Source organism: Mesorhizobium sp. M0051, from assembly GCF_040323235.1.
Taxonomy (GTDB): domain Bacteria; phylum Pseudomonadota; class Alphaproteobacteria; order Rhizobiales; family Rhizobiaceae; genus Mesorhizobium.
Window position 1 is genome coordinate 290,317 of the sequence record NZ_JAMYUT010000001.1, and the last position, 24,861, is coordinate 315,177.

The 24,861-nt window shown below is 63.0% G+C and carries 17 protein-coding genes and 2 pseudogenes; 10 read left to right on the forward strand and 9 right to left on the reverse strand.

Annotated elements, in window-relative coordinates; all coding sequences use genetic code 11:
• Positions 1–29: 29 nt before the first annotated feature.
• Positions 30–335, reverse strand: coding sequence for a DUF2849 domain-containing protein (locus tag NKJ90_RS01420; RefSeq protein WP_023760766.1), 306 nt, complete (start codon positions 333–335; stop codon positions 30–32).
• Complete coding sequence (gene cysG / locus NKJ90_RS01425) at positions 332–1,783, reverse strand: siroheme synthase CysG (protein WP_023760767.1); 1,452 nt, start codon at positions 1,781–1,783, stop codon at positions 332–334. Before cysG ends, NKJ90_RS01420 begins: the two co-directional genes overlap by 4 nt.
• Before the next feature lie 415 nt (positions 1,784–2,198).
• Here cysG and NKJ90_RS01430 point away from each other — a divergent pair, with 415 nt between their 5' ends.
• Positions 2,199–2,648: a baeRF12 domain-containing protein gene (locus tag NKJ90_RS01430; RefSeq protein ID WP_023760768.1), complete on the forward strand. Its 450-nt coding sequence runs from the start codon at positions 2,199–2,201 to the stop codon at positions 2,646–2,648.
• Positions 2,649–2,873: 225 nt separating this feature from the next.
• The gene (locus tag NKJ90_RS01435) at positions 2,874–4,658 is read left to right on the forward strand and encodes a cation:proton antiporter domain-containing protein (protein ID WP_023760770.1); all 1,785 of its coding nucleotides are present in this window, start codon (positions 2,874–2,876) and stop codon (positions 4,656–4,658) included.
• Here NKJ90_RS01435 and NKJ90_RS01440 read toward each other — a convergent pair.
• Positions 4,655–5,417, reverse strand: a pseudogene (locus NKJ90_RS01440) (AraC family transcriptional regulator). The gene NKJ90_RS01435 and the pseudogene NKJ90_RS01440 sit on opposite strands and share 4 nt — an antisense overlap.
• A gap of 117 nt (positions 5,418–5,534) precedes the next feature.
• Here NKJ90_RS01440 and NKJ90_RS01445 point away from each other — a divergent pair.
• Positions 5,535–6,454, forward strand: a pseudogene (locus tag NKJ90_RS01445) (zinc-binding dehydrogenase).
• A gap of 13 nt (positions 6,455–6,467) precedes the next feature.
• On the opposite strand, the gene NKJ90_RS01450 reads toward NKJ90_RS01445, so the two are convergent.
• Both NKJ90_RS01450 and NKJ90_RS01455 read right to left on the reverse strand, forming a co-directional pair.
• Positions 6,468–7,220: an SDR family NAD(P)-dependent oxidoreductase gene (locus tag NKJ90_RS01450; RefSeq protein ID WP_023760772.1), complete on the reverse strand. Its 753-nt coding sequence runs from the start codon at positions 7,218–7,220 to the stop codon at positions 6,468–6,470.
• 50 nt (positions 7,221–7,270) lie between these two features.
• Complete coding sequence (locus NKJ90_RS01455; RefSeq protein WP_023760773.1) at positions 7,271–9,547, reverse strand: transglycosylase domain-containing protein; 2,277 nt, start codon at positions 9,545–9,547, stop codon at positions 7,271–7,273.
• 106 nt (positions 9,548–9,653) lie between these two features.
• Here NKJ90_RS01455 and NKJ90_RS01460 point away from each other — a divergent pair, with 106 nt between their 5' ends.
• Entirely contained in the window at positions 9,654–9,857 is a 204-nt protein-coding gene (locus NKJ90_RS01460) for a hypothetical protein (protein WP_023760774.1), read from the forward strand.
• A gap of 61 nt (positions 9,858–9,918) precedes the next feature.
• On the opposite strand, the gene NKJ90_RS01465 is transcribed toward NKJ90_RS01460, so the two are convergent.
• The 3 genes from NKJ90_RS01465 to NKJ90_RS01475 all read right to left on the reverse strand — a co-directional run bounded on the left by NKJ90_RS01465 (position 9,919) and on the right by NKJ90_RS01475 (position 12,369).
• Positions 9,919–10,119 carry a hypothetical protein gene (locus NKJ90_RS01465; RefSeq protein ID WP_023760775.1) on the reverse strand — a complete coding sequence of 67 codons (201 nt, stop codon included), beginning with the start codon at positions 10,117–10,119 and terminating at the stop codon, positions 9,919–9,921.
• 96 nt (positions 10,120–10,215) lie between these two features.
• Positions 10,216–10,836 (reverse strand): ribonuclease D, encoded by a 621-nt coding sequence (locus NKJ90_RS01470; RefSeq protein WP_031260677.1) that lies wholly within the window; start codon positions 10,834–10,836, stop codon positions 10,216–10,218.
• Positions 10,837–10,983: 147 nt separating this feature from the next.
• Positions 10,984–12,369 carry a M20/M25/M40 family metallo-hydrolase gene (locus tag NKJ90_RS01475; RefSeq protein WP_023760777.1) on the reverse strand — a complete coding sequence of 462 codons (1,386 nt, stop codon included), beginning with the start codon at positions 12,367–12,369 and terminating at the stop codon, positions 10,984–10,986.
• A 416-nt stretch (positions 12,370–12,785) separates the two neighbouring features.
• Between NKJ90_RS01475 and polA the strand changes: the two genes are divergently transcribed.
• The gene (gene polA / locus NKJ90_RS01480; RefSeq protein ID WP_352485585.1) at positions 12,786–15,743 is read left to right on the forward strand and encodes a DNA polymerase I; all 2,958 of its coding nucleotides are present in this window, start codon (positions 12,786–12,788) and stop codon (positions 15,741–15,743) included.
• A gap of 31 nt (positions 15,744–15,774) precedes the next feature.
• Here the strand turns inward: polA and NKJ90_RS01485 are convergent, their stop codons facing one another.
• Positions 15,775–16,179 carry a Fur family transcriptional regulator gene (locus NKJ90_RS01485; protein WP_023760778.1) on the reverse strand — a complete coding sequence of 135 codons (405 nt, stop codon included), beginning with the start codon at positions 16,177–16,179 and terminating at the stop codon, positions 15,775–15,777.
• Positions 16,180–16,443: 264 nt separating this feature from the next.
• Between NKJ90_RS01485 and NKJ90_RS01490 the strand changes: the two genes are divergently transcribed.
• The 5 genes from NKJ90_RS01490 (at position 16,444) to amrB (ending at position 24,732) form a co-directional block, all read left to right on the forward strand.
• Positions 16,444–18,648, forward strand: a complete 2,205-nt coding sequence (locus NKJ90_RS01490; RefSeq protein ID WP_352485558.1) for a caspase family protein — start codon at positions 16,444–16,446, stop codon at positions 18,646–18,648.
• 141 nt (positions 18,649–18,789) lie between these two features.
• Positions 18,790–19,137 (forward strand): hypothetical protein, encoded by a 348-nt coding sequence (locus NKJ90_RS01495; RefSeq protein ID WP_245266778.1) that lies wholly within the window; start codon positions 18,790–18,792, stop codon positions 19,135–19,137.
• A complete protein-coding gene (locus NKJ90_RS01500) occupies positions 19,134–19,835 on the forward strand; it encodes a DUF4760 domain-containing protein (RefSeq protein WP_023760781.1) in 702 nt (233 codons plus the stop codon). Before NKJ90_RS01495 ends, NKJ90_RS01500 begins: the two co-directional genes overlap by 4 nt.
• Before the next feature lie 2 nt (positions 19,836–19,837).
• On the forward strand, positions 19,838–22,864 hold the full coding sequence (locus tag NKJ90_RS01505; RefSeq protein ID WP_245266780.1) for a caspase family protein: 3,027 nt from the start codon (positions 19,838–19,840) through the stop codon (positions 22,862–22,864).
• A 155-nt stretch (positions 22,865–23,019) separates the two neighbouring features.
• Complete coding sequence (gene amrB / locus NKJ90_RS01510; RefSeq protein WP_023760783.1) at positions 23,020–24,732, forward strand: AmmeMemoRadiSam system protein B; 1,713 nt, start codon at positions 23,020–23,022, stop codon at positions 24,730–24,732.
• The last annotated feature ends 129 nt before the right edge of the window (positions 24,733–24,861 follow it).

Here is a 24,861-nt window from a genome sequence, read left to right on the forward strand (position 1 = left end):
GGGCGCGTCCGCCCATGCCTAGTGTCTTGTTAAGCTGCCCACGTCGCCTGCTTGGCAGCCTGCTTGCCGAGATCGTTGCGGATGGTCGGGCCCGCGGCGCGAATCTTTTCGCGCAGCCGCACCGGCTCGACGACGCCGTTGACGACATCGACATCGATCAGATTGACATCGACCACTTCGTTGGCGGCATAGGCCTTGGCGCCGATCACCTCGAGGCGATCCTCGGCCGGCTTGTCACGGGCAATGTCGGCATGGTCCACCGTCTCGGCCCAGCCGCCATCGGCGTACCAGACGGCAATGCCGTCGGTCAGGCGGTTGGCGGTCAGAATCTTCATGACTGAACTCCTTCAGCGACCGAACTGGACGCACCTTCATGTCTGTGTGCCGCGAGCGCCTCGGACCGGTCAAAGTTGGCGCCGGCGACCGCGTCGCCGATGATGGTCATGACCGGGCCGGAAAGATCGGCGCGCGCTTCCAGCGACGGCAGGTCGGCAAGCGTGCCGTGGAACCGGCGCCGGTTGGCAAGGCTTGCATTCTCGACCACGGCTACTGCCGTATCCGGCGAAAGACCGGCCTCGATCAACCGGCCGGCAACTTCGGCCGCCACCGAGCGGCCCATATAGATGGCGACGGTGGCGCCCGAAATGGCGAGCTTGGCCCAGTCGGGTAGCGAATTGCCCTTGAGGTCGTGGCCGGTGGTGAACACCATTGACGAGGAAACACCGCGCAACGTCAGCGGCAATTCGAAATCGGCTGCGGCGGCGAATGCCGCGGTGACGCCCGGAACCACCTCATAGGCGATGCCGGCATCGCGAAGCGCTGCCATCTCTTCACCGGCCCGGCCGAACACCAGCGGATCGCCCGACTTCAGCCGCACGACGCGCTTGCCTTCACGGCCGAGCTCGACCAGCAGTGCATTGATCTGCGCCTGGCTCTTGGTGTGGCAGCCCTTGCGTTTTCCGACCGGCAGACGCTCGGCATCGCGGCGACCCATGGCAACGACCGCCTCCGGCACCAGCGCGTCATGGACGATGACATCGGCTTCCATCAGCAGGCGATGGGCACGCAAAGTCAGAAGATCCTCGGCGCCCGGACCGGCGCCGACCAGGGCGATGTGGCCGCAGGCCGGCGCATCCGACAGCAGAAGATGGACAGCAGCGTCATGCGCCTGCGAAAGCTCGCCCGCCTCAGCCGCACGGGCAGGAGCACCAGCAAAGAAATCATTCCAGAAGCGGCGGCGGGCGTTGCCTCTCGGCAGCAGCTTTTCGGCAGCTCCGCGAAACGACGCCGCGAGCGTTGCCAGCGGCCCGAGCGCCGGCGACAGCATGCGGTCGATGCGGCTTCGCAGCATTTGGGCAAGCACCGGGCCTGCACCTTCCGTGCCGATGGCAATGGCGACCGGCGCGCGGTTGACCAGCGCGGGGGTGAAGAAATCGCAAAGCTCAGGCCGGTCGACGGCATTGACCGGAATGCCCAGCCGGCGCGCATCCGTGGCCACGCGGCGATCGAGTTCCTCATCGCCGCTGGCGGCAAAAACCATGACCGCACCTTCGAGCTGCGACGCGTCGTAAGCGGCGGCAAAATGGTGGGTGCCGGTCTGAGCGATGAAGGTCAAGAGATCGGGCTCGGCATGTTCCGCGATGACGCGCAAAACCGCACTCGACTGTCCGATCAGTCTTGCCTTGGCCAATGCCTCTTCGCCGCCGCCGACGATGGCCACGGCTTGGCCCTCGACCCGCATGAAGACGGGGAAGGCATTGAGTTTGGGAGCAATGTGCGGCATGGGCGCGAGCGGAATCCTGAACAGGCTTGCAGTTCTACGCGCGAGCGCGAGCAATCAGAAGGAACGCACTGGCGCATCGCCTGTCGGGATGCAATCGCTTTTCTGAATGCACCTCGGCCAAGAGAAAAATATTCCTCATCGGCAGGTGATGCGGATTCAAGCACCTGTCGCAGGCCTTGATTTCCAGCCGTATTAGCACCCGGCGAGCAGTGCCGCAAATCAGGTTTTTCTAAATTCTACCAGTTTAGTAGATTAAAGCCGCCGGCGCTGGATGCCCGGATGTCCAAGTTTATAGGGATGCTGGCGGGAACATTACCCCTGAGAGACGCGTTCCCAAAGGCCCATCGCGTCAGATCGCGAAACCCGGCCGCGGCACATCGCAAGATGCCGGGGCGACCCAAAGAGGAGCCTTGTCATGAGCACGATCAACCTGAAGCATGGCATCTGGGTTTTGGTGGCCGATGGCGAAAAAGCGCTTTTCCTGAGGAATGCCGGCGACAGCAAATATCCGAACCTCGAAGTCGTGCAGGAAATCGAACAGAACAACCCGCCCACCCGCGAGCAAGGCAGTGATAGCCCGGGCCGATACAATGATGGTCCCTCCGTACACCGCAGCGCGGTCGAGGAAACGGACTGGCACCGCATCGGCAAGGAGCGTTTCGCCGACGACATTGCTGACCGGCTCTACAAGCTCGCGCACAGCGGCCAGTTCAAGGAGATCGTGCTTGTCGCACCACCGATGGTGCTTGGGACAATGCGCAAGAAGCTGCACAAGGAGGTCGCGGACAAAGTGACCGCCGAAATTCCCAAGACACTGACCAACCACGCCCTATTCGAAATCGAGGCCTTGCTGCAGGCAGCCTGATCGCTGTGAGCAATTGCGCCGGACCGAGGCGGAATACCATCGAGGAAATTCAAATTGGGGCCGGCGGCTTCCTCAGCCGCCGGTCAAGCCTTTGCGGCCGCAGCGTCGATGTCATGGATTTGCGGGTTGCCTCGCCAACACCCGATCCGCCATATTGCGAACAGGCGGCGGCTTCGGGCGGTGTCCATCCGATATCGCTGGTTTTTGAAAGGCGCTCCATAGACAATGCCGCATGACACGCCCCTTATCGCCACCATCGTCGCCGGTCTGGGGCTGGCTTTCGTCTTCGGCGCTCTCGCCAACCGCTTCCGCATTCCGCCGCTGGTCGGTTATCTCGTAGCCGGCGTGCTGGTCGGGCCGAACACGCCCGGTTTCGTCGCCGATGCCAGCCTTGCCAACGAACTGGCCGAAATCGGCGTCATCTTGCTAATGTTCGGCGTCGGGCTGCACTTCTCGCTGAAGGATCTGTTGTCGGTGCGCGCCATCGCCGTGCCCGGCGCGATCGTCCAGATCGGCTTTGCAACAGCGCTCGGCGCCGGCCTTGCCTGGATGCTCGGCTGGTCGATGGGCGCAGGGCTGGTTTTCGGCCTGGCGCTCTCGGTCGCCTCGACCGTGGTGCTGCTACGCGCCTTGCAGGAACGCCGTCTGATCGAGACGGAGCGCGGCCGCATCGCCGTCGGCTGGCTGATCGTCGAGGATTTGGCCATGGTGCTGGCGCTGGTGCTGCTGCCGGCGCTCGCCGGCGTGCTCGGCGGCCAGGAGCAGGCGAACGCCCATGCAAGCGGCTTGCTTTCGCTACCGGACAGCTACGGCATCTGGGGCGTCGTCGGCATCACGCTGGCCAAGGTTGCTGCTTTCGTCGTCGTCATGCTGGTGGTCGGCCGTCGGGTCATCCCCTGGATCCTGCACTACGTCGCCCACACCGGATCGCGCGAATTGTTCCGGCTGGCCGTGCTCGCAATAGCGCTCGGTGTCGCCTTCGGCGCGGCAAAACTGTTCGGGGTCTCGCTGGCTTTGGGAGCCTTCTTCGCCGGCATGATCATGAGCGAATCCGAGCTCAGCCACCGCGCGGCGGAAGAATCGCTGCCGCTGCGCGATGCCTTTTCGGTGCTGTTCTTCGTCTCGGTTGGCATGCTGTTCGACCCGTTCAGCCTGACCAGCAATGGCTGGCCAATCCTGGCGACGCTGGCCATCATCGTCATCGGCAAATCTTTAGCGGCGTTCATCATCGTCGTTGCCTTCGGCTATCCCTTGGCCACCGCCCTGATGATCTCGGCAAGCCTTGCCCAGATCGGCGAATTCTCCTTCATCCTGGCAGAACTCGGCGTCGGGCTGAAATTATTGCCCGAACAAGGCCGCGACCTCATCCTCGCCGGCGCCATCCTGTCGATCGTCCTCAATCCGCTGATGTTCCTGGCCATCGACTGGATGAAGCCATGGCTGGGGCGGCGCGCCGCCAGGACGGCACCGCCGGCCGAGGCAAAGCCGGTCGGTCCGGCGACGGAACCGGGCCAATTGGCCTCGGTTGCAGCCACGACGAAAGGAGGAAACGGGCCGCCGGCCAGGACAGGTCTCACCAACCATGCCATCCTGATCGGTTATGGCCGCGTCGGCAGCCTCGTCGGTGCGGCGCTGAAACAGGCCGCCCTGCCCTTCCTCGTCGTCGAGGATGCCGACAAGACACTGGCCAGACTGAAAGCCGACGGCATAGAAACCGTCTCCGGCAATGCGGCCAACGTCGAAGTGTTCGCCGCCGCCAATCCCGAAGGGGCGAATCGGCTGATCCTAGCCATCCCCAATGCCTTCGAGGCCGGACAGATCGTGCTCAGGGCACGCGCTGCCAATCCCGGCATCAACGTCATTGCCCGCGCCCATTCCGACGCCGAGATCGAGCATCTCAAGGGGCTCGGCGCCGATACGGTGATCATGGGCGAGCGCGAGATCGCGCGGGGCATTGTCGAAGAGGTGCTTGGCCACAAGCCGGAGGCGGCTGAACCGTCCACTGCCTAAGCCGCGCCGCCATGCTGCAAGACACTGCTTAGATATTTTGCCGGCGGCTTCCCAAGCGCCTTCTTGAACATGGTGATGAAGGCCGTGACCGACCCGTAGCCGAGATCGCCCGAAACCTGCTGCACGCTGGCGCCCGAAGCCAGTTCCCGTATTGCGACGATCAAGTGCAGTTGCTGGCGCCAGCGCCCGAAGCTCAGCCCCGTCTCCTTCACCACGAGACGGGCGAGACTGCTCTCGCTGAGCGCAACGCGATTGGCCCATTCTGCCAGTGTGCTGCGATCGGCAGGATCTTGCGCCAACGCTTCGGCGACCCGCTTCAAGCGCGGCTCGGATGAGATCGGCAGATGCAGCCGCTGGACGGGCATGCGGGGCAATTCGGTAAGCAGGGTCTTGGTCAAAAGCTCATCCCTCGCGCGATCGTCCTGCACAGCATCGGACAGCTCGATGATCAGTTCGCGCAAAAGTGGCGAGATCGAGAACGTGCAGCACCGGTTCGGTCCGAGCGTTGGCCGTCGCGACATTGCTGTGTTCCATGTCGCCGGGAATCCACACCCCGCAATGAGGTGGCACCATCCACAGGCCGCTTGGGACGTGGCATGTGATACCGCCTCCGAGCGCGAAGACGAGTTGGCCTTTGCGGTGCCGATGTGCGGGCACTTCCGCTCTGGTCCCGGGGACGTCGACGCGCACGGCAATCGCTGGCGCGGAAGGGTCATCCACATCGAAATCGAGCCAAGGGTAGCTGAGAGGCTGCTTCATGGTTGACGGCTTTTAGCGATCAATTGCCTTCATATCTAAATTATTCAAAGGCAAAAATCGATAGGGTCCACTTGCGAATGAGTGGTGCGTCCACCACGCAGCAATGAGGTATGAACCATGCTCGCCCTCGTCATCTCTTCCGACAGCGCGACCGGACTGAGGATCGCGGAGCTTGCCGAGCCTCAACCGACCCCGAACGAGGCGCTTGTCTCGGTCCATGCGACCTCGTTGAACCGTGGCGAACTGCGCCTGCTTGCCATCCATTCGAACGGCTGGATCCCGGGTCAGGACATCGTCGGGATTGTCGAACGGGCAGCAGCCGATGGCTCTGGGCCAGCCACAGGCGCCCGGGTTGCGGCTCTGGTCGACCAGGCCGGATGGGCCGAACGGGTCGCCGTCCCAACCGACCGCCTCGCGGTCCTGCCGGATGAGGTCAGCTTCGTGTCCGCAGCCACGCTTCCGGTCGCAGGCACGACGGCGCTGAGGACTTTGCGCCATGGCGGCGACCTGGCCGGCCAGCAGGTCCTGGTCACCGGCGCAAGCGGTGCGGTCGGTCGTTTCCAGATCCAGATCGCCCGCGAGCAAGGCGCCTCGGTAACTGCGATCGCAGCCGCCCGGCATGGCGACGATCTCCGCGGCTTGGGAGCTATGCGTGTCGTCGAGTCGATCGAGTTGGCTGAGGGACCGTTTTCGCTGATCACCGAGTCGGTCGGCGGCAAAAGCCTGGCGGACGCGATCGAACGTGTCGCATCTGGCGGGACCATCGTCATGTACGGTTCAAGCAGCGGCGAACTCACGCCGGTCGGGTTCCGCCAGTTCGTTCCGGATCATGAGGGCGCGAGGCTTCAAACCTTTGCGTACTACACGTCAGGTCCAGGCATTGGCGCGGACATCGCCTCGCTGCTCGCTCTGTCGTGGCTGTCCGGCTCGAAACGCGCGTGGCCCTTACCATCCCGTGGACAGACATTGCTCACGCCCTGGACGCACTGCGACAGCGCAGCTTCAGCGGCAAGGCCGTTCTCACCATAACAGGATGAGCACCCTGTTTTGTCACACGTGCTGGCCGCCATTGATGTGGATTTCCGAGCCCGTGACGTAGGACGCTTGCTGCGAGCACAGGAAGAAGATGATGTCGGCGACTTCCGCAGTGGTGCCAAGACGTCTGAGCGGAATGGTCTCGACGATCCTGTCCGTGCCCGGCGACAGGATCGCGGTGTCGATCTCGCCCGGCGCGATGGCGTTGACACGGATGCCGTGCGGGCCGAAATCATGTGCCATCTCGCGCGTTAGCGAGCCAAGTGCTGCCTTCGATGTCGCATAGGCGGTGCCGGCGAAGGGATGCACGCGGGTTCCGGCGATCGAGGTAACATTGACGATCGAGCCCTTGGCCGCCGCCAATTCCTTGAACAGGCCGCGAGCCAGCATGATCGGCGCGAAGAAATTGACCTGGAACACGTCGCGCCAGACATGCATCGGCGTGTCGATCGAGTCCATCCGGCTGTTGCCGTCCTTGAGCTTCGGCGAAATGCCGGCATTGTTGACCAGCGCGTGCAACTGGCCGCCATGCTCTTCCAGCCGGTGGCGGATTTCCGAGACGGCGATGCCGACATCCTCCTGATCGGCAAGGTCGACCTTGATGTGGTCCTCAGGCCCGGCCGGCCACGGGCAGTCCTCGGCGAAGGCCTGGCGCGAGCAGGTGATGACGCGCCAGCCTTCGCGCGAAAAACGCTTGACCGTGGCGTGGCCGATGCCGCGGCTGGCGCCGGTCAGCACGATGGTCTTTCTGGAGTCGAGTTCAGTCATTTGGGAGGTGTAGCCGAACCGCGTCGCGGAGGCGAGCGGCGAGTTGCCGCTCAGCCGCCAAGGAGATCGAGGATCGAGGTCTGCCGCTTCTTGCGCGGACCGCCAACTTCGCCTGGTGGCACCGGGTGCTTGATCGATGCGGTGGCGCCGTCGTCTTCCGGCATGGACAAGCCATCGGCATCGACGGTCTGGGCGGGACGGGCCGCGCGGACCGGCGCTGGCTGCTGGGCGACCGGCGCGGCTGGCCGCATCTGCGGCGCCTGCTGGCCGACCGACGTGGAAGGAACCGGCGCCGGCGGCGTGTTGTTCGCCGACGGTATCTCATCGGGCACGATGGTGTCGGCCGGCGTCGATTTCCAGGTGCCAGGCAACGGCCGCACCGGCACGCCCTCGTGGGCTGCTACCATGAATTCGTGCCAGGCCTGCGCCGGCAGCGCGCCGCCGGTGACTTTCTTCATCGGGCTGCCATCATCATTGCCGAACCACACACCCGTGGTGAGGTTGGCAGTGTAGCCGACGAACCAGGCATCGCGCGAATTCTGGCTGGTGCCGGTCTTGCCGGCCGATGGCCAGGCGAAAGCCGCTTTCCGGGCGGTACCGATCTCGACCGTACCCGTCATCATCGAGTTCATCATGCCGACGATCTCGGGCTTGACCACGCGCGGCGCGCTGCCGCCACCGCTGTCGTAGAGCACCTTGCCCTCGGTGGTCGTCACGCGGCGGATGAAATGGATGTCCGGCTTGTAGCCGCCATTGGCAAAGGGGACATAGGCCGATGTCAGTTCCAGAGGGGTCACCTCCGACGTGCCCAGCGCGATCGAGGTGTTGGACTGCAGGTCGGACTGGATGCCCATGCGGTGCGCTGCCTCGACAACTGCGCCCGGCCCGACCTCCATGGTCAGTTGGGCGGCGACCGAATTCAGCGATTTAGCCAATGCGGTTGCCAGCGTCACCTTGCCGAAATATTTGCCGTGGTAATTGTCGGGCGTCCAGTTGCCGATCCTGATCGGTGCGTCGTTGCGCACGCTGTCGGGTGTTCGGCCGGCTTCAAGGGCGGCCATATAGACGAACGGCTTGAACGCCGATCCCGGCTGGCGGCGCGCCTCGGATGCGCGATCGAACTGGCTGGTCGAATAGTCGTAGCCGCCGACCATGGCGCGCACAGCGCCGGAATCGTCGATCGACACCAGGGCACCCTGGCTTACGTTGAGCTTCTTGCCGCCTTCGTCGATCAGCCTGCGGATAGATTGTTCGGCGAGCTTCTGCAGGTTCAGGTCGACGGTGCTGTCGATGACGATATCGCCGCGCACGTCGCCGATCAGGTCGGGAAGTTCTTCCATGATGGTGTCGGCGACGTAATTCTCCGACCCGGTCCAGTAGGACGGCGCGCGCGTTGCCGGCGCGCTCATCGCAGAGGTCAGTTCCTTGGCGCTGATCTTGCCCTCGTCGCGCATGGCGGCAAGCACCAGTTGCGAGCGTTCTTCGGCGGCCTTGGGGTCACGTGCCGGCGACAACCGCGACGGCGCTTTCAACAGACCGGCAAGCAGGGCGGCTTCCGACAGGGTGACGTCGCGCGCGCTCTTGCCGAAATAGCGGCGCGAGGCCGCTTCGACGCCATAGGCGCCGGAACCGAAATAGACCCGGTTGAGGTACATTTCGAGGATCTGGTCCTTGGTGTGCTTGTGCTCCAGCCACAACGCCAGCAGCACCTCCTGCACCTTGCGCTCCAGCGTACGGTCGGGCGTCAGGAACAGGTTCTTGGCCAATTGCTGGGTCAGCGTCGAGCCGCCTTGCGAGAAATGCCCGCCCAGAACATTGGTCACCATCGCACGCGACAGGCCAATCGGGTCGATGCCGAAATGCGAGTAGAAGCGGCGATCCTCGATGGCGATGACGGCCTCGGGAATATAGGGCGACATTTCGTGCAGGCCGACGGCTTCGCCCCCGCTCATGCCGCGATTGGCGAGCAGTTGCCCATCCGCCGAGACGATCTTGATATTGGGCGCGCGGTCGGGGATCGACCATGTCGTCGCCGCCGGCATCTTGGCGCCGTAGTAGACGACGGTGCCGGCCACCGCGATGCCGCCCCAGATGGCAAGCACGAAGCACCAGTAGAACAGCCGGCCGAGCACCCCGAACAGGCCGCGCCGGCTTCCGCCGCGCTTTGCCCGCGACGATTTTCCTTTGGCCGGCTTGCGCTTTGCGGAGGCTTTGCGATTGCTCGGCACGACGCGATCCTCCTCATTCACCGAAAGACCCGCCGAGGATCGCGCCTGTGGCGGCCCCTCGAAACTGGGTTCGATGCGGCTGTCTCTGCGGTTCGCCATGAGCTGTGCTTGATATCCCCGATGCCTATGGCATTCGGGTTGAAGAGTAGATGCGGCGATTTAAGGGCGGGTTAAGTCGTGAAAAATCGAGGCAATATGGATTCAATTGCTCGCGGATCGTCTTGAATCGCGCATCAGCGCCGGCTGCGTGCGGCAGCAGGCGAAGGTCGGCGCCGGCCTAATGCCGTCAATTCTGCTGGATCGAAATACCTTTGTTGTCGATCTTGAGCTCGACCCCTTTCGGTTTGGTCTGCTCACGATAAAAGACGCCAAGCGGTTTTCCCGGGAAAGCGCGCGGCGCTTTCCCTAGGGGATTGCATCAAACAAAGAGTTCAAGCAGCTCGCCGGTTTCCATGAAACGGTGAACTGCTCTAATCGTCGTCTTCGCTCGCGGCAGGCCGCCAGCTGGTCGGCTCGACCTTCTTTTGCGTATGACTGTCTGTGTAGACCCACCAGCCGTCATCGCGGTATTGCGCGATGGATTCGTTGATGACGCCGTCGCTGTCCTTCCACGTGATTGAGATCTTGGAGCCGTCGGTCGGCGCGGTCGCTATCGGCTTTCTGTCCGTCAATGTCATCCCCTTTGAACCGGCGACGATGAGCCGACAAACGCGGCAGCCTTGCTTCCGGTTCCAAACCCGGCCATCGACAGATGTCCGCGACTACCGTCAGCTATGGGCGAAGATATCCTCTTCGTCCCAGCCCATCAGATCGAGTTTGGCGCGCGTCGGCAGGAAGCGAAAGCAGGCATCGGCCTCCTTTGTCCGTCCATCTCGCGCCAGCCGCCCGGCCAGCACATCGCGCAAGCGGTGCAGATAGAGCACATCGGATGCCGCATATTCGAGCTGTTCGGGCGACAGCGTTTCGGCCGCCCAGTCCGATGATTGCTGCGCCTTTGACAGGCCGACGCCGAGAAGTTCGAAACAGATATCCTTCAGCCCGTGCCTGTCGGTGTAGGTGCGGGATAGCCGCGAGGCGATCTTGGTGCAGAAAACCGGCTCGGGCATCACGCCGAACGCGTTGTAGAGCACCGCGATGTCGAAACGGCCGTAGTGGAAGAGCTTGGTTATGCCGCGGCTCCTCAGCAGGCTGACGAGGTTCGGCGCCTTCTTCTGGCCGGGCGCGATCTGGATGACGTCGGCCGAGCCGTCGCCGGGCGAAATTTGCACCACGCACAACCGATCACGATGCGGGTTGAGCCCGAGCGTCTCGGTATCGATAGCCACCGCGCCGACATTGTAGTGCGATAGATCGGACAGGTCATTCTTGTGGAAACGGATGTCGGCCATTGTGTTCTCCGGTCGAACCTACAGTCTCAGGCGTCCTTTAACGGCATAGGACGCCGAGAGCTATGATGTTGGCTCGTCCTCGCCGCAATCCGCTGAAAAATCAACAGAAAGTTGATTTTCATGCCGTCAGCGTGATTTTCTCGCCACTCAGCGCGTCAGCGCATCGAGAATCCGCGCCCAGGAGCGCTGGCCCTTATGGAAGGAGTTGAGCTCGTATTTCTCGTTGGGCGAATGAATGCGGTCGTCGTCGAGGCCGAACCCGACCAGCAGCGATTCCATGCCGAGATAGGTTTGAAAATCGCCGACCACCGGGATCGAGCCGCCGCTGCCCGTCGTCACCGCCGGCTTCGGCCATTCGTCGGACAGCGCATTCTTGGCCTTGGCCAGGAATGGGGAGTCATAGGAAAGCTGAATTGCCGGCGAGCCGCCATGCGGGTGGAATTCGACCGAGCAGTCGGCCGGAATGCGCTCCTTGACGAATTTCTGGAACGCGTCGCGGATTTTCTTCGGGTCCTGTTTATGGACGAGGCGAAACGATACCTTCGCCGAGGCTTCCGCCGCGATCACCGTCTTAAAGCCCTTGCCAGTGTAGCCGCCGATAATGCCGTTGAACTCGGCCGTCGGACGCGCCCAGGTCAATTCCAGCACCGAGCGACCCTTTTCGCCCGACGGGATCGACAGGCCGACAGGCCCGAGGAACGTCTCGGCCGTCTCGCCAAGCGTCTCCCATGATTTCAGGATCTGCGACGGCGTTTCCTCGACGCCGTCATAGAAACCGGGAATGGTGATATGGCCGTCCTTGTCGTGGATATCTGCCAGTATCCTGGCCAGGATGCGGATAGGATTGGCGGCAGCGCCGCCATAGAGGCCGGAATGAAGGTCGCGGTCGGCGGCCTTCACCGTGATCTCCTCGCCGACCAGCCCGCGCAATCCGACGCAGATCGACGGCGTGTCGCGGTCCCACATGCCGGTATCGCAAACCAGCGCGAAATCGGCCTTGAGCTCGTCGGCATTGGCTTCGAGGAACGGCTTCAGCGACGGCGAGCCGGATTCCTCCTCGCCCTCGAACAGGATGGTGATGCGGCAAGGCAAATTGCCGTGCACTTGCTTCCAGGCGCGGCAGGCCTCGACAAAGGTCATCAGCTGGCCCTTGTCGTCGGCCGAGCCGCGTCCGGTGATCACCTTGTGATCCGGGCCGACCTCCTTGACCGCGGGGGCGAACGGATCGCTTTCCCACAATTCGATCGGATCGACCGGCTGCACGTCATAATGGCCGTAAAACAGCACATGCGGCGAACCGGCCGGGCCATCGTGATGGGCGACCACCATCGGGTGTCCGGGCGTGTCGCGCACGCTGGCATCGAAGCCGATCAGCTTGAGCTCCGCCACCAGCCATTCCGCCGCCTTGCGGCAGTCGGCGGCATAGGCCGGATCGGTGGAGATCGACTTGATCCTGAGCAGGCCGAACAGGCGTTCGAGACTCTGGTCGAGATTCATGTCGAGACGGTCGAGGACGGGGGAAACTGCGGACATGTGTGAAGCCTTTCGATTCAGAACCGGAACCGTAAAGGCAGGACAGGAAAACGAAAAGCCCGCGATCATTGGACCACGGGCTGCAAATGTCTGTCCGAGGTAAAAAAAGACCGCCGTGGTGGAGGGGGAGCCACGGCGGCCTTCTACTCGAAACGTTGCGGCAGCCCGGAGAGGGGGGATAGGCTGCCGCAGTTGTCCGGGATAGGCGGGGGACGGGCCTTGCTCCGGACTCGGCGAAAATTGCCGATGCTCTGTATCTGTGTCTTTGAACATGGCGATTCAAGGGCACGAAGATTACAGTTTTGTAACATGGCCGTGATTGGGCCGGAGCGGGTCTGTCAGGGTGTTGCCGGAACCGGTATCTGAAGCCGCCTTTGGCATGGACCAAGCCGCCGCGCCGCGCTATCCCTGCCGACATGAAAAAAGGCGATCATCTCTTCCTTGTCGACGGCTCCGGCTACATCTTCCGTGCCTATCACGCGCTACCGCCGCTGACCCGCAAATCCGACGGCCTGCCGGTCGGCGCCGTTTCCGGCTTCTGCAACATGCTGTGGAAGCTGGTCCTCGACGCCCGTAACACCGATGTAGGCATTGTGCCGACGCATTTCGCCGTCATTTTTGACTATTCGTCGAAAACCTTTCGCAATGACCTCTACCCCGAATATAAGGCCAACCGTTCGGCGCCACCGGAAGACCTGATCCCGCAATTCGGCCTGATCCGCCAGGCAACCAGAGCGTTCAACCTGCCTTGCATAGAAACCAAAGGCTATGAGGCCGACGATCTGATCGCCACCTATGCCAGGCTCGCCTGCGAGGCCGGCGGCGACACCACCATCATCTCCTCCGACAAAGACCTGATGCAGCTGGTCGGCGACACGGTCGGTATGTACGACCCGATGAAGGACCGGCAGATCGGCATTCCCGAGGTCATCGAGAAATGGGGCGTACCGCCGGAGAAAATGGTCGACCTGCAGGCGCTGACTGGCGATTCGGTCGACAATGTACCTGGTGTGCCCGGCATCGGGCCGAAGACGGCAGCACAGCTGCTGGAGCAGTTCGGCGACCTCGACACGCTGCTTGCCCGCGCGGGCGAGATCAAGCAGGACAAGAGGCGCGAATCGATCATCGCCAACGCCGACAAGGCACGTGTTTCGCGTCAGTTGGTGACGTTGATGAACGACGTGCCGGTGGCCGCGGGGCTGGACGAATTCGTGCTGCACCCGCCGGACGGCCCAAAACTGATCGGCTTCCTCAAGACCATGGAATTCACCTCGCTCACCCGCCGCGTGGCGGAAGCGACCGGCACCGAGGCAGGTGATGTCCAGGCCGTCGCGGTGACAGTTGAGCGCGCCGATCATGCCCATGGCCCGGATGTCGGGGCCGGAGTGCCAGCTGTTGCCCGAGCCGAGTCCGGCGCCGAGCCTGGCCAGGCCAGTGGAGCGGCAACGACAGAAACGTCAAAGCAAGGCGACACCCCTTCTCTGCTCGCCGCATTGCGGCTGGAGAGCGCGGCCACCCGCAAGATCGATACGTCAACGTATCACTGCATCCGCGATGTCCCGGCCCTGAAAGCCTGGATCGCGGAGGCAATGGAGACCGGCCGTGTCGCTTTCGACGTCAGGGCGACGTCGGCCGATCCGATGCAGGCCGAGTTGATCGGCATGTCCATCGCCACGGCGCCCGGCCGCGCAGCATACATTCCCTTTGCCCACAAGAGCGGCAACGGTGACCTGCTCGGCGGCGGGATGATCGAAAACCAGATCTCCGTACGCGAGGCACTGGCCGTGCTGAAACCGCTGCTCGAGGACAAGTCGGTTCTCAAGATCGCGCAGAACCTGAAATACGACCTCGTCGTCATGAGCCGTTATGGCATCGATGTCGCGCCTTTCGACGACACCATGCTGATCTCCTACGTGCTCGACGCCGGCACCCCGCATGGTCACGGCATGGACTCGCTTGCCGAGAAATGGCTCGGTCACACTCCGCTCCAGCTCAAGGACGTGACCGGTTCGGGCAAGGGCTCCGTCGGTTTCGATCAGGTCGACATCGGCAAGGCGACCGCTCACGCCGCAGAAGACGCCGATGTGACACTGCGGCTCTGGCTGGTGCTGAAGCCGCGGCTTGCCGCCAAGGGGCTTGTATCGGTCTACGAGCGGCTGGAACGGCCGCTGGTGCCGGTGCTGGCACGCATGGAGCAGCGCGGCATCTCGGTCGACCGTCAGATCCTGTCGCGACTGTCGGGCGAACTGGCGCAGGGCGCCGCTCGCCTCGAAGAGGAAATCTACCAGCTCATCGGCGAGCGCATCAACATCGGTTCGCCAAAACAGCTCGGCGACATCCTGTTCGGCCGCATGGGCCTGCCCGGCGGCTCCAAGACCAAGACCGGCCAGTGGTCGACCTCGGCGCAGCTTCTCGAAGACCTCGCTGCCGAAGGCCATGAACTGCCACGCAAGATCGTCGACTGGCGCCAGCTGACCAAGCTGAAATCGACATATACCGATGCGCTGCCAGGCTTCATCCACCCCGACACCAAACGCGTCCACACCTCCTACGCGTTGGCCGCGACGACGACGGGACGCCTGTCATCTTCCGATCCGAACCTGCAGAACATCCCGGTGCGCACAGCCGAAGGCCGAAAGATCAGGACCGCCTTCATCACCGACAAGAGCCATCGGCTGGTCTCGGCCGACTACAGCCAGATCGAGCTGCGGGTCCTCGCCCATGTCGCCGAAATACCGCAACTGCGGCAGGCCTTCGCCAACGGCGCCGATATCCACGCCATCACCGCGTCGGAAATGTTCAACGTGCCGGTCGAAGGCATGCCTTCGGAAGTCCGCCGCCGCGCCAAGGCGATCAATTTCGGCATCATCTACGGCATTTCGGCCTTCGGCCTCGCCAACCAGCTGTCGATCCCGCGCGAGGAAGCCGGCAACTACATCAAGAAATATTTTGAGCGCTTCCCGGGCATTCGCGACTATATCGAAGAGACCAAGGCCTATGCCCGCGAGCACGGCTTTGTCGAAACGATCTTCGGGCGCCGCATCCATTACCCGGACATAAGATCGTCCAATCCCTCCCTCCGCGCCTTCAACGAGCGCGCCTCGATCAACGCCCGCCTGCAAGGAACCGCCGCCGACATCATCCGCCGTGCCATGATCCGCATGGAGGAGGCGCTGGTAAAAGCAGGCCTTTCGGCTCGCATGCTGTTGCAGGTGCATGACGAACTGATCTTCGAGACGGTCGAAGCCGAAGTCGAGGCAACGATCCCGGTTGTCCGTCACGTCATGGAGAATGCGGCGATGCCGGCGGTGTCGATGTCGGTGCCGCTGCATGTCGACGCGCGGGCGGCGAACAACTGGGACGAGGCGCATTAGATTCTTGAAATGCTTCACGGCTGACCAGCCTTCAAGCAGCTTCGGCCAGGCACTTGGCACACGTCCCGCGGAATTCGATCACCGCCTTCTTGGCGGCGAAGCCGGTGGAGCGCACCCATTCGTCCAGTTGGTGACCGACATCGTGGTCGGACATTTCGGTCACTTGCCCGCATGTGTCGCAGATTGCGAAGGCGGTCATCGAGTGGCTGTGATCATGCGGCTCGACGCAAGCGACGAAGGAGTTGATGCTTTCGAGCCGATGCACAAAACCGGACTTCACCAGTGTGTCGAGGGCCCGATAGACCTGCAGCGGCGCGCGGAAACCGCGCTCGCGCAACTGGTCGAGCAAGGTGTAGGCACTGAGCGGGCCACTGGCAGCCTCAAGCTTCTCAAGCACGCACAGCTGGTTCTTCGTCAGCACATCCCTTGCCGCCATGGTCCTTGATCCAACTCGCGTCTTGCGTCGCTCGCGCATCATTTCCGCGCGCAAACGACCCCTGTCCCACCCAGATAGCGACGAACAGGCATTTTTGCTACTGTTTCCAGCATCTCTGCGCCGGAAGGCTGCCGAGAACCGCGCCTTGTCGATCGGAGCAGGATAACAGGCGGGTTGCTCTCCGATGCAACATTCAAAATACTGACAAAATCCTCGGCAAGGATAGCGTCACTTGGGAATTCGATCGGGCTTGGGGAAGCAATCATGATCAAATTGACGCGGCGGACGCTGCTGGTCGGCACGTCCGCGCTGACGATGGCCGGCATGGTGTCGTTCCGGACCATGGCCGCATCGCGCACATACCATGCGCTGCTGGTCGCCTGCACCGAATATCCTGCTCTGCCGCAGAGGAACTGGCTGGTCGGTCCGAAGAACGATGCCGGGCTCGTCCGCGAATATCTTCTGAAGAACGTGCCCGACCCAGTGCGGTTCGCGCCCGAGAATGTCACGCTGCTCGCCAAGGATGTCCCCGGCGCCAGTGGCCTGCCGACCCATGCGGCGATCAAGGCCGCTCTGGCCGACCTTGCCGCCAAGGTTCAGCGCGACGATTTCGTCTATCTGCACCTGTCCGGTCACGGCGCCCAGCAGCCGCAGATGGTCAAGGGCGACGAGACCGACGGGCTCGACGAGATCTTCCTGCCCGTCGACATCGACAAATGGATCAACCGCGATGCCGGCGTGCCGAATGCGCTGGTCGACAACGAGATCGGCGCGGCACTCGACGCCATTCGAAACAAGGGCGCCTTCGTCTGGGTCGTGTTCGACTGCTGCCACTCCGGCACCGCGACACGGGCCGTCGAGGTCGACGACGAGCTGGAACGCAAGGTCGAGTTTGCCGACCTGGTCGGCGGCAATAAGGCTGAACGGGCGGCTGCGATCAAGGCCTACGACGAGGTGACATCGGCCGCTGGCTCGCGTGGCATCGACGACAAAGGCACGCGCAGGCCTGCCTTCAACCTGACCCCAACCGGCGGCGAACCAATCGCCAAGGGCAAGCTGGTCGCCTTCTACGCCGCGCAGACGGTGGAGACGACCCCGGAAATGCCGCTGCCCAAAGGCGCAACGGACGCCCCGCGCTTTGGCCTGTTCACCTTCACCATCCTGTCGAAACTGGCCGAGAATCCCAACGTCACCTACCGCCAACTCGGCCAGGGCGTGCTGCAGCAATATTCGGCCGACAGCCGCACCCGGCCAACGCCGCTGTTCGAAGGCGAACTGGATGCCCGTGTGTTCGGCACCGACAGGACCGACGCGGTCATGCAGTGGCCTGTCGTCATCAAGGATGGCGAGGCGACGATCGGCGCCGGGCTGCTGCACCGACTCACCCCCGGCAGCAAGCTCGCCATCCTGCCTTCGGCGCTGTCCCCGCTTTCCGACGCGATCGGATTTTTGGAAGTTCGGTCGGCAAAGAACCTGGAAAGCCGCGTCAAGCCGGTCGAGTTCGACAAGAAGCCGGCGCTCAAGGTCGCCGACATTCCGGCCAACGCCTATGCGCGGGTGGCGGAGATCGCCGTCGACTACAAGCTCGTCGTCGCGCGGCCTGCCGTGGCCAAGGGACTTGAGACGGAGACCGCGCTTGTCAATTCGGTTCTCGACGAACTGGCCACAGCCAAGGAGACGGGTTTCAACATCGAGGTGGTAGAGCCCGGCAAAGGCGCCGAGCTCCGCCTTGCGGTGCTACGCGAGAATGCTCTTACCGGCGCCGACAAGAATGCGACTGACAAGCCGGCGCTGTGGTTCCTGCCGGCGTCGGGCGATGTGACTCTGAAGGAGGACAGCAAGCCGCCGCTGATCATCATCCACATGGACGACCGGCAGAAGCTGGTCGATGCAACGACCAGGAACCTGCGCACCATCTTCCGTGCCACCGGGCTTTCACGGCTGGCGGCGGCCTCCGATTACAAGCCCGAGGACGTCGACGTCCAGTTCCAGGTCAAACGCCGTGACAAGGATGGTCTGGAACCGCTCCAGGCTTCAGTGGTGCCGCGCGTCTCGCCGGGCGACGAAGTGCATGTGCTGGCCAAGAACAGCTCGGACCTTCTGGTCGATATCAACGTGCTCTATGTCGGCAGCGATTATTCGATCACCCACATCGTTGCCGAGCGCCTCGCCCCTCAGGCCACGCTAGAGGAGGGACTGCTCGCCTTCACCGACACCAGCTTCGGCATGGAACGGATGATTGCGGTTCTGACCGAGGCACCGCCGGAGAGCGAGGAGCAGGACCTGAGTTTCCTGGCACAGGACGGCGTCGCCTCTGCGACACGCGGAATGGGCTCCGCCAGCTTCTCCGACATGCTGACCGATCTCGGCATGGCGCCTGCAACTCGCTCGGTGATGCGGCTTGCCGACAAGGGCGGGCCGAAAGGCGCTGTGATGATCTTCCCGATGGAGACGGTGCCGCGCGGTTGAGCCGATGGCGGAGGCGACGGCCAGCCCTTGCGCCATCGACGCGATATGAGAACATTCCCGCCCCCAGCCTTGGTGCATGACGGCCGGATGAAACGGACAGGACCGATTGTGAGGAATTCTATGTTTTCCTGGTGTGGAACAGTGACCGGCCTTGCCGGCGGCCTGTTGCTGATCGCCAATGCCTCTGCGGACGAGGCATGCGGCCTGTGCGTCAAGCAGATCGTCACCAATTCGGAGCTGGCGACGTGTTTTCTCGATCAATATGACCAGATCGCCAAAAGTGCCAGCGGTGCCATTGTCGTCGATCTCAGCAACTGTGCCTCGCGCGGCGTCGTCGAAGCCTTGCCGTCACCGAACAGGGGAGCGATGGAGCCCGACGTGCAGTTCATGATTTCGCGCCTGCAGCTGGAATGCCTGAAAAAGAAGCTGGAGGCGCCGGGCATCGTGCTGGATCCCTCCGCCACCATCGAACTGGACAGCTGCGGATGAAGAAACCGGCGGGCAACACCAGGCAAACAGCAGCGCCCGCAAAGGCGCTTGCCGCGAAATCGCCACTGCCGGAAACCACGGAAGGTTTCCCGTGGCCGAGCAGCCATGAGATCAAGAAGGAGAGCAATCCCTTCACCGACCGCGACTGGCGCATGCTGGCCTATGCCTGGTCGGGCATGGCGGTGCGTATCGCCATCATCTTCACCTTGATGTTCTCGGTCTATCAGTTCCTGGCCAACCAAGAGCAGAAGCGCGTCGAGCAGACCATGTCGCTGGTCGAACTTTGGGAAAACAAGGACTACCAGCAGGCGCAGCGCGCGCTGAAAGATCGTCTAACGGCTCTCAATGCCAAATATGACAATTTGCTCAGCGCCAACCCCTCGCCTACCGAGGAGCAGGTGTTCCGGCAGCGGATCGGCATCGAAGCCATGACCGCCGCCGGCGGCGACATGCCGCTCGCCGATTTCAGCGAGAATTTCGACCGCATCGTCTATTTCCTCAACCGCCTATCCTTCTGCGTCGACGGCGACCTGTGTTCGCGCAAGGTGACCGATGCGTACTTCCGCGACTATGCCGTCTCGTTCTGGAGCTATTTTGCCGGCTATGTCGACAAGCAGCGCAAGGCGGGTTCACCCGCTTTTGCCTCGGCAATCGAGACCTATGTGCGCAATGCGCCGCCTGCGGACGAAGTCAAATAGCGATGGGAAAAATTGACCTCCGCCTGATGCGCGCCTGCCGCTGGCTGGCTCTGGGCGGAGCATTGATCGGGACTTCGGTTGCCCGTGCCGAGGACGCACCGGATTTCCACCTCGACCTCGACACTGGCGGCCATAGTGCGCAGGTCACCGATCTCACCTTCACACCCGATGGCGAAGACATCGTCTCGGCATCCAATGACAAAACCATCCGCATCTGGGACTGGCGGAGTGGCGTGACGCTGCGCACCATCCGCGGCTATCTCGGCAATGGCAGCGACGGCAAGATCTTCGCGATCGCGGTCTCGCCCGACGGCAAGACGATCGCCGCAGGCGGCTATTTTGGCGCCAGCCTTGGCGACAAGCCGCCCTATGGCGACATCAGGCTGTTCGACTTTGCCACCGGCAAGATCAAGGCCGTACTCAAGGCCGCCGATTACGCGACCTACGATCTCGCCTTCTCTCCCGATGGCAAGACGCTGGCTGCCGGTGGCGCCGACGGCGTCGTCTATCTCTGGCGCTTTGACGACAAATCCGTGACCGGCTGGTCACTGGACAAGAAGCTCGACGCCGATTCCTGGCACATCGACAAGCTTGCCTTCGCCGCCGGTGGAACCCGACTGGCCGCGACGACCACCGACAATGGTATCCGGCTGTGGGACGTCGTGAACGGCGAGGAGATCGCATTGCCCGACGTAGCCGAGCCGCTGCGGGACATCAGCGTGATGGCGCTGGCCGTTTCGCCCGACGGGGCCTTGTTCGCCACCGGCAGCAAGGACGGGCAGGTCCAGCTCTGGCGGGCGACCGATGGCACGCTGGCACGCGCCATGCCGACGCAGGATTTCTTCATCGGTTCGCTGACCTTCGCCAAGGATGCGCGGCTGATCGCCTCCTGCGGCTACCGCTGCGCCGACACACACCGCTCCATCGTCTGGAACACCGACACCGGCGAAAAGGTGCTCGACTATACCGGCCATGACGGCACGGTCTATGCCAGCGGCGCCAACGCCGATGGTTCGCTGGTCGCAACCGCCGGCGGCACGCGCCACGCCATCCAGGTCTGGGATCCCGCGAACGGCGAACGCAAGGCACTGCTGCAGGGAGTGGGCGAACCTGTAACCGCCGTCGGCATCGACGCGGCGAACGACGTCGTCGCCTGGGGCAACGCCAACCCTTGCCCCGAGCGCGTGGCCTGTCCCGAACAGCAGGGCGCGCTGGACAACAAATTGGTGCTGCCGACCACCGAACGCTTCTTCGAGGATCCGCAGCCGCTGACGGAGCCAAGCTCGTTCGACCGCGCCGCCCTTGTCGACGGCCAGTGGTCGCTGCGCGCCGCGACGGGCGGCAAGGACGCACTGGAAAACGCCGTGTTGGAGATTGCCAATGGCGGCAAGCTGGTGCGCAGCATCGAAAACGACGCCACCAACGGCTTTGTCCATTCCGCCTACACGCTGATCGGCAAAGGTCTTGGCCTGATCACCGGCGGCAATGACGGCACGCTGATCGAGTACAGAACCGCGACCGCGAAAGCGTCGGGCGAGTACACCGGCCATACGGCCGAGATCAACGCCATGGTCGCCTCGGAGAAGGCCGGCCTGCTGGTGACCGGCAGCGCCGACCAGACGCTGAGGCTTTGGAACCTGAAGACGCACGAACTGATCGTCTCGATGTTCTTCGCCGGTTCGCAATGGATCGTCTGGATGCCGCAGGGCTACTATTATTCCTCCGACGAGGGCGACAAGCTGATCGGCTGGCAGGTCAACCAGGGCCGCGATCATGAAGGCCGCTTCATCCGCGCCGGCCAGTTGAAGAAATATCTTTGGAGCCCCGAGATGGTGCGCCGGGCAATTATCCTGCGCAGCGCCAAACAGGCGGTCGAGGAGATGCGGCCCGGCGTCGACAACGAGTTGCAGAAGCTTTTGCAGCGCAAGCCGCCGGAGTTCGGCATCCGTCTGGCGGAAGACCAGAGCAAGGTCCGCGACGGCTACGTCGCCGTCGAGATATCAGGCGCCAAGGAAGCTGGAACCGATGTCGCCGGCTTCTCGATCCTGTCGAACAGTCGCAATGTCGGCGATGTCACCGCGCGCTCGGTGGACGGCAACAGCACCACTGTCGAGATACCGGTCGAGAACGGCAAGAACACCATCCGCATCACCGGCACCAACGAATATGGCTATCTGACCGAACGCAGCGTGACGGCACTGGCGAGGAAGACCGAGAAGACCGAGGCCAAAGGCAAGCTCTATGTAGCGGTCATTGGGGTCGACAAATATCCGTTCCTGACCGACGCCTGTTCGGGCCATGCCTGCGACCTGCGCTACCCCGTCGATGATGCCACCGAGTTTCTCAAGGTGATCTCCCAGAAATCAGCGCCGCTGTTTTCATCCATGGAAACGCTGGTTCTGGTCAACCGCGACGCACTCGACGAGAACTCCGACAAGGCCAGACAGACTTATGCAGTCGCCAGTGCCGACGGCATCATGGAGCCCGACTCCGACACGATCGACGACCAGCTCGCCGACTTCCTCGATAGGCCCCGCGAGCACGACACCACCATCATCTTCGTCGCCGGCCACGGCATCAACATCGATGAGGATTACTATTTCATCCCGACTAACGGCCGCAAACAGGATGCCGAGCGCTGGAAACGCTCCTCGCTTGTCGACTGGTCGGACATCCAGAAATCGGTAGAGCGCGCCAAGGGCATGCGCTTCATGCTGCTCGACACCTGCCATGCCGCCAACGCCTTCAACCCGCGCCTGGAAAAGGACGCGCAGGATGCGCGCATTGTCGTGTTCTCGGCCACCGCCGCCAACAACACCGCCGCCGAACTGCCCGAGCTCGGCCACGGCGTCTTCACCTATTCGATTCTCGAAGGCTTGCGCGGAAAGGCCAGGACTTCGGACGGCGGCGTCACGCTGTTCGGCCTTGCCGATTATATTTCTCGCGAGGTGGTGCGGCTGACGTCCTCGAAGCAGAAGCCGTTCTACTACGTCGGCGGCGTGGAGAACATTGTGCTCGCCGAGCCATGAGGAGGCGAGGTCTGCGCGCACGCACCCCCCTCTGTCCTGCCGGACATCTCCCCCGCAAGGGGGGAGATCGGCTGTCAGGGCTGCTTACGCTGATCTGCAGCGCTGCAAGAAAACTCGCGAGGCGGAAGCTGCCAATCTCCCCCCTTGCGGGGGAGATGTCCGGCAGGACAGAGGGGGGTGCCTGCGCGCCGGCCAGCATCCTGCTGATCTTCGCCATCACTCTCCTGCCCCTCCCCGGCTTCGCCGCACCTGTCGTCTGCCCGCCGGGTACCGATAACTTTCCGGTCTTCTACGACGACGCCTCGCTGTTCAAGGACGCCATCGCCAACGTTGCCGATGTCGAGCCGTCCAACCAGCGGCTGACCGGCATCACGGTGCCGCACCATCTGCTGGCTGCCGACCTGGTGGCGCTGGGGTTCCGGGCGGCGTCTGGTTTCCGCTACAAACGGATCATCATCCTGTCGCCGGATCACTTCCACAAGACGCACAAGCTCTACGCCACCACGCTGCGCGGCTTCGACACCGTGCTTGGCCCGGTCGCAGCCGACACCGACGCCGTGCGTCGGCTTGAGACGAACGGCGACATGGTCAAGGAATCGTGCCTGTTCGACAAGGAGCATGGCGTACGCGCCATGCTGCCGTTCCTGCGTCACTATTTCCCGGAGGCGAAAATCGTTCCCGTGGCGATGTCGGTCAAGGCACGGCGCGGCGACTGGGACAGACTGGCCGAGGCGCTGAAGCCGATCGTCGACCAGGACACGCTCATCGTCGAATCCACCGACTTCTCGCACTATCTGCCGCAGCATGACGCGCTACGATTCGACCAGCAGTCGCTGAACCTGCTGGCCGCCGGGTCGCTCGACGGCTTGTCAGCACTTCGCCAGCCCGATCATGCCGATTCCGTCGGCGCGCTCTATATCCAGACGAGGCTGCAGCGCGAGCTGTTCGGCGCCCAACCTCTGGTCGTCGCCAATGAGAATTCGCAGGAACACACCTCGAACTATGTCGAGCGGACCACCAGCTATGTCGTTGCGCTGTTCGGCGCCTTCGGTCCGGGCTTCAACAATCCGACACGGCCAAAGGACAGGATCTACTATCTCGCAGGCGACGTGAATTTCGGCCGCGCCATGAAGAAGATCCTGGTTCGTGACGGTGTAGCCGACCGCATCGTCGGCAACGTTCTGGCGCTGACCGGATCGCGGCCTTTGATCATCAATCTCGAAGGTGTCATCCTGCCAAACGTTCCGGAAGCGATCGACGACATGACGCTGGCGATGCCGGAGGGCCTGGCTGTGGACATGCTGAAGAAGCTGCATGTCGCCGGCGTCGGTCTCGCCAACAACCACGCCTACGATCTCGGCCCGTCAGGCTACGCCGAGACGCTGCGCGCCCTGGATGAAGCCGGCATTCCGCATTTCGGGCAGGGCGAGATGCTGGCGCTTGCCGATCTCGATCTGGTTGGCCTGACCGACATCGACACCAATGGTTCGAAGAACACCGACCTTCTCATCCCTGCCCTGCTCGACCGGCTGCTGCACGAGGATGCAGAGCGGCCAGTGGTCGCCTTCGTCCACTGGGGCCGCGAATACAAGACCGCACCGTCGAAGCGGGAAGATATACTTGCCGACCAGATGCGCCTGCGCGGCGCTTCAGTCATCGTCGGCGGCCACCCGCATGTGTCGAGCGACGCGATCGTCCCGCTTGCCGGCGGCGATGTGGCGGAGGTCTATTCGCTCGGCAATTTCCTGTTCGACCAGCGCGCCGAACGGTCATCGGGATCGATGCTGGAGCTGCGCGTCTTCGCCCAGGGCACGATCTTCACCCGGCTCATCCCGCTGCCCAACTATTTCGAGATGGGCAGAAAATGAACGCTTCCAGGGTGTGTTGAGATTCAGGTCAGGCCGAGTCGAAAACGGTAGGTTCCGAGAACCGGAGCGGAGCGTACTTTTTGTACGCGAGCACCGGAAGCACAGGAAGCTGCCGTTTGCAGGCCGGCA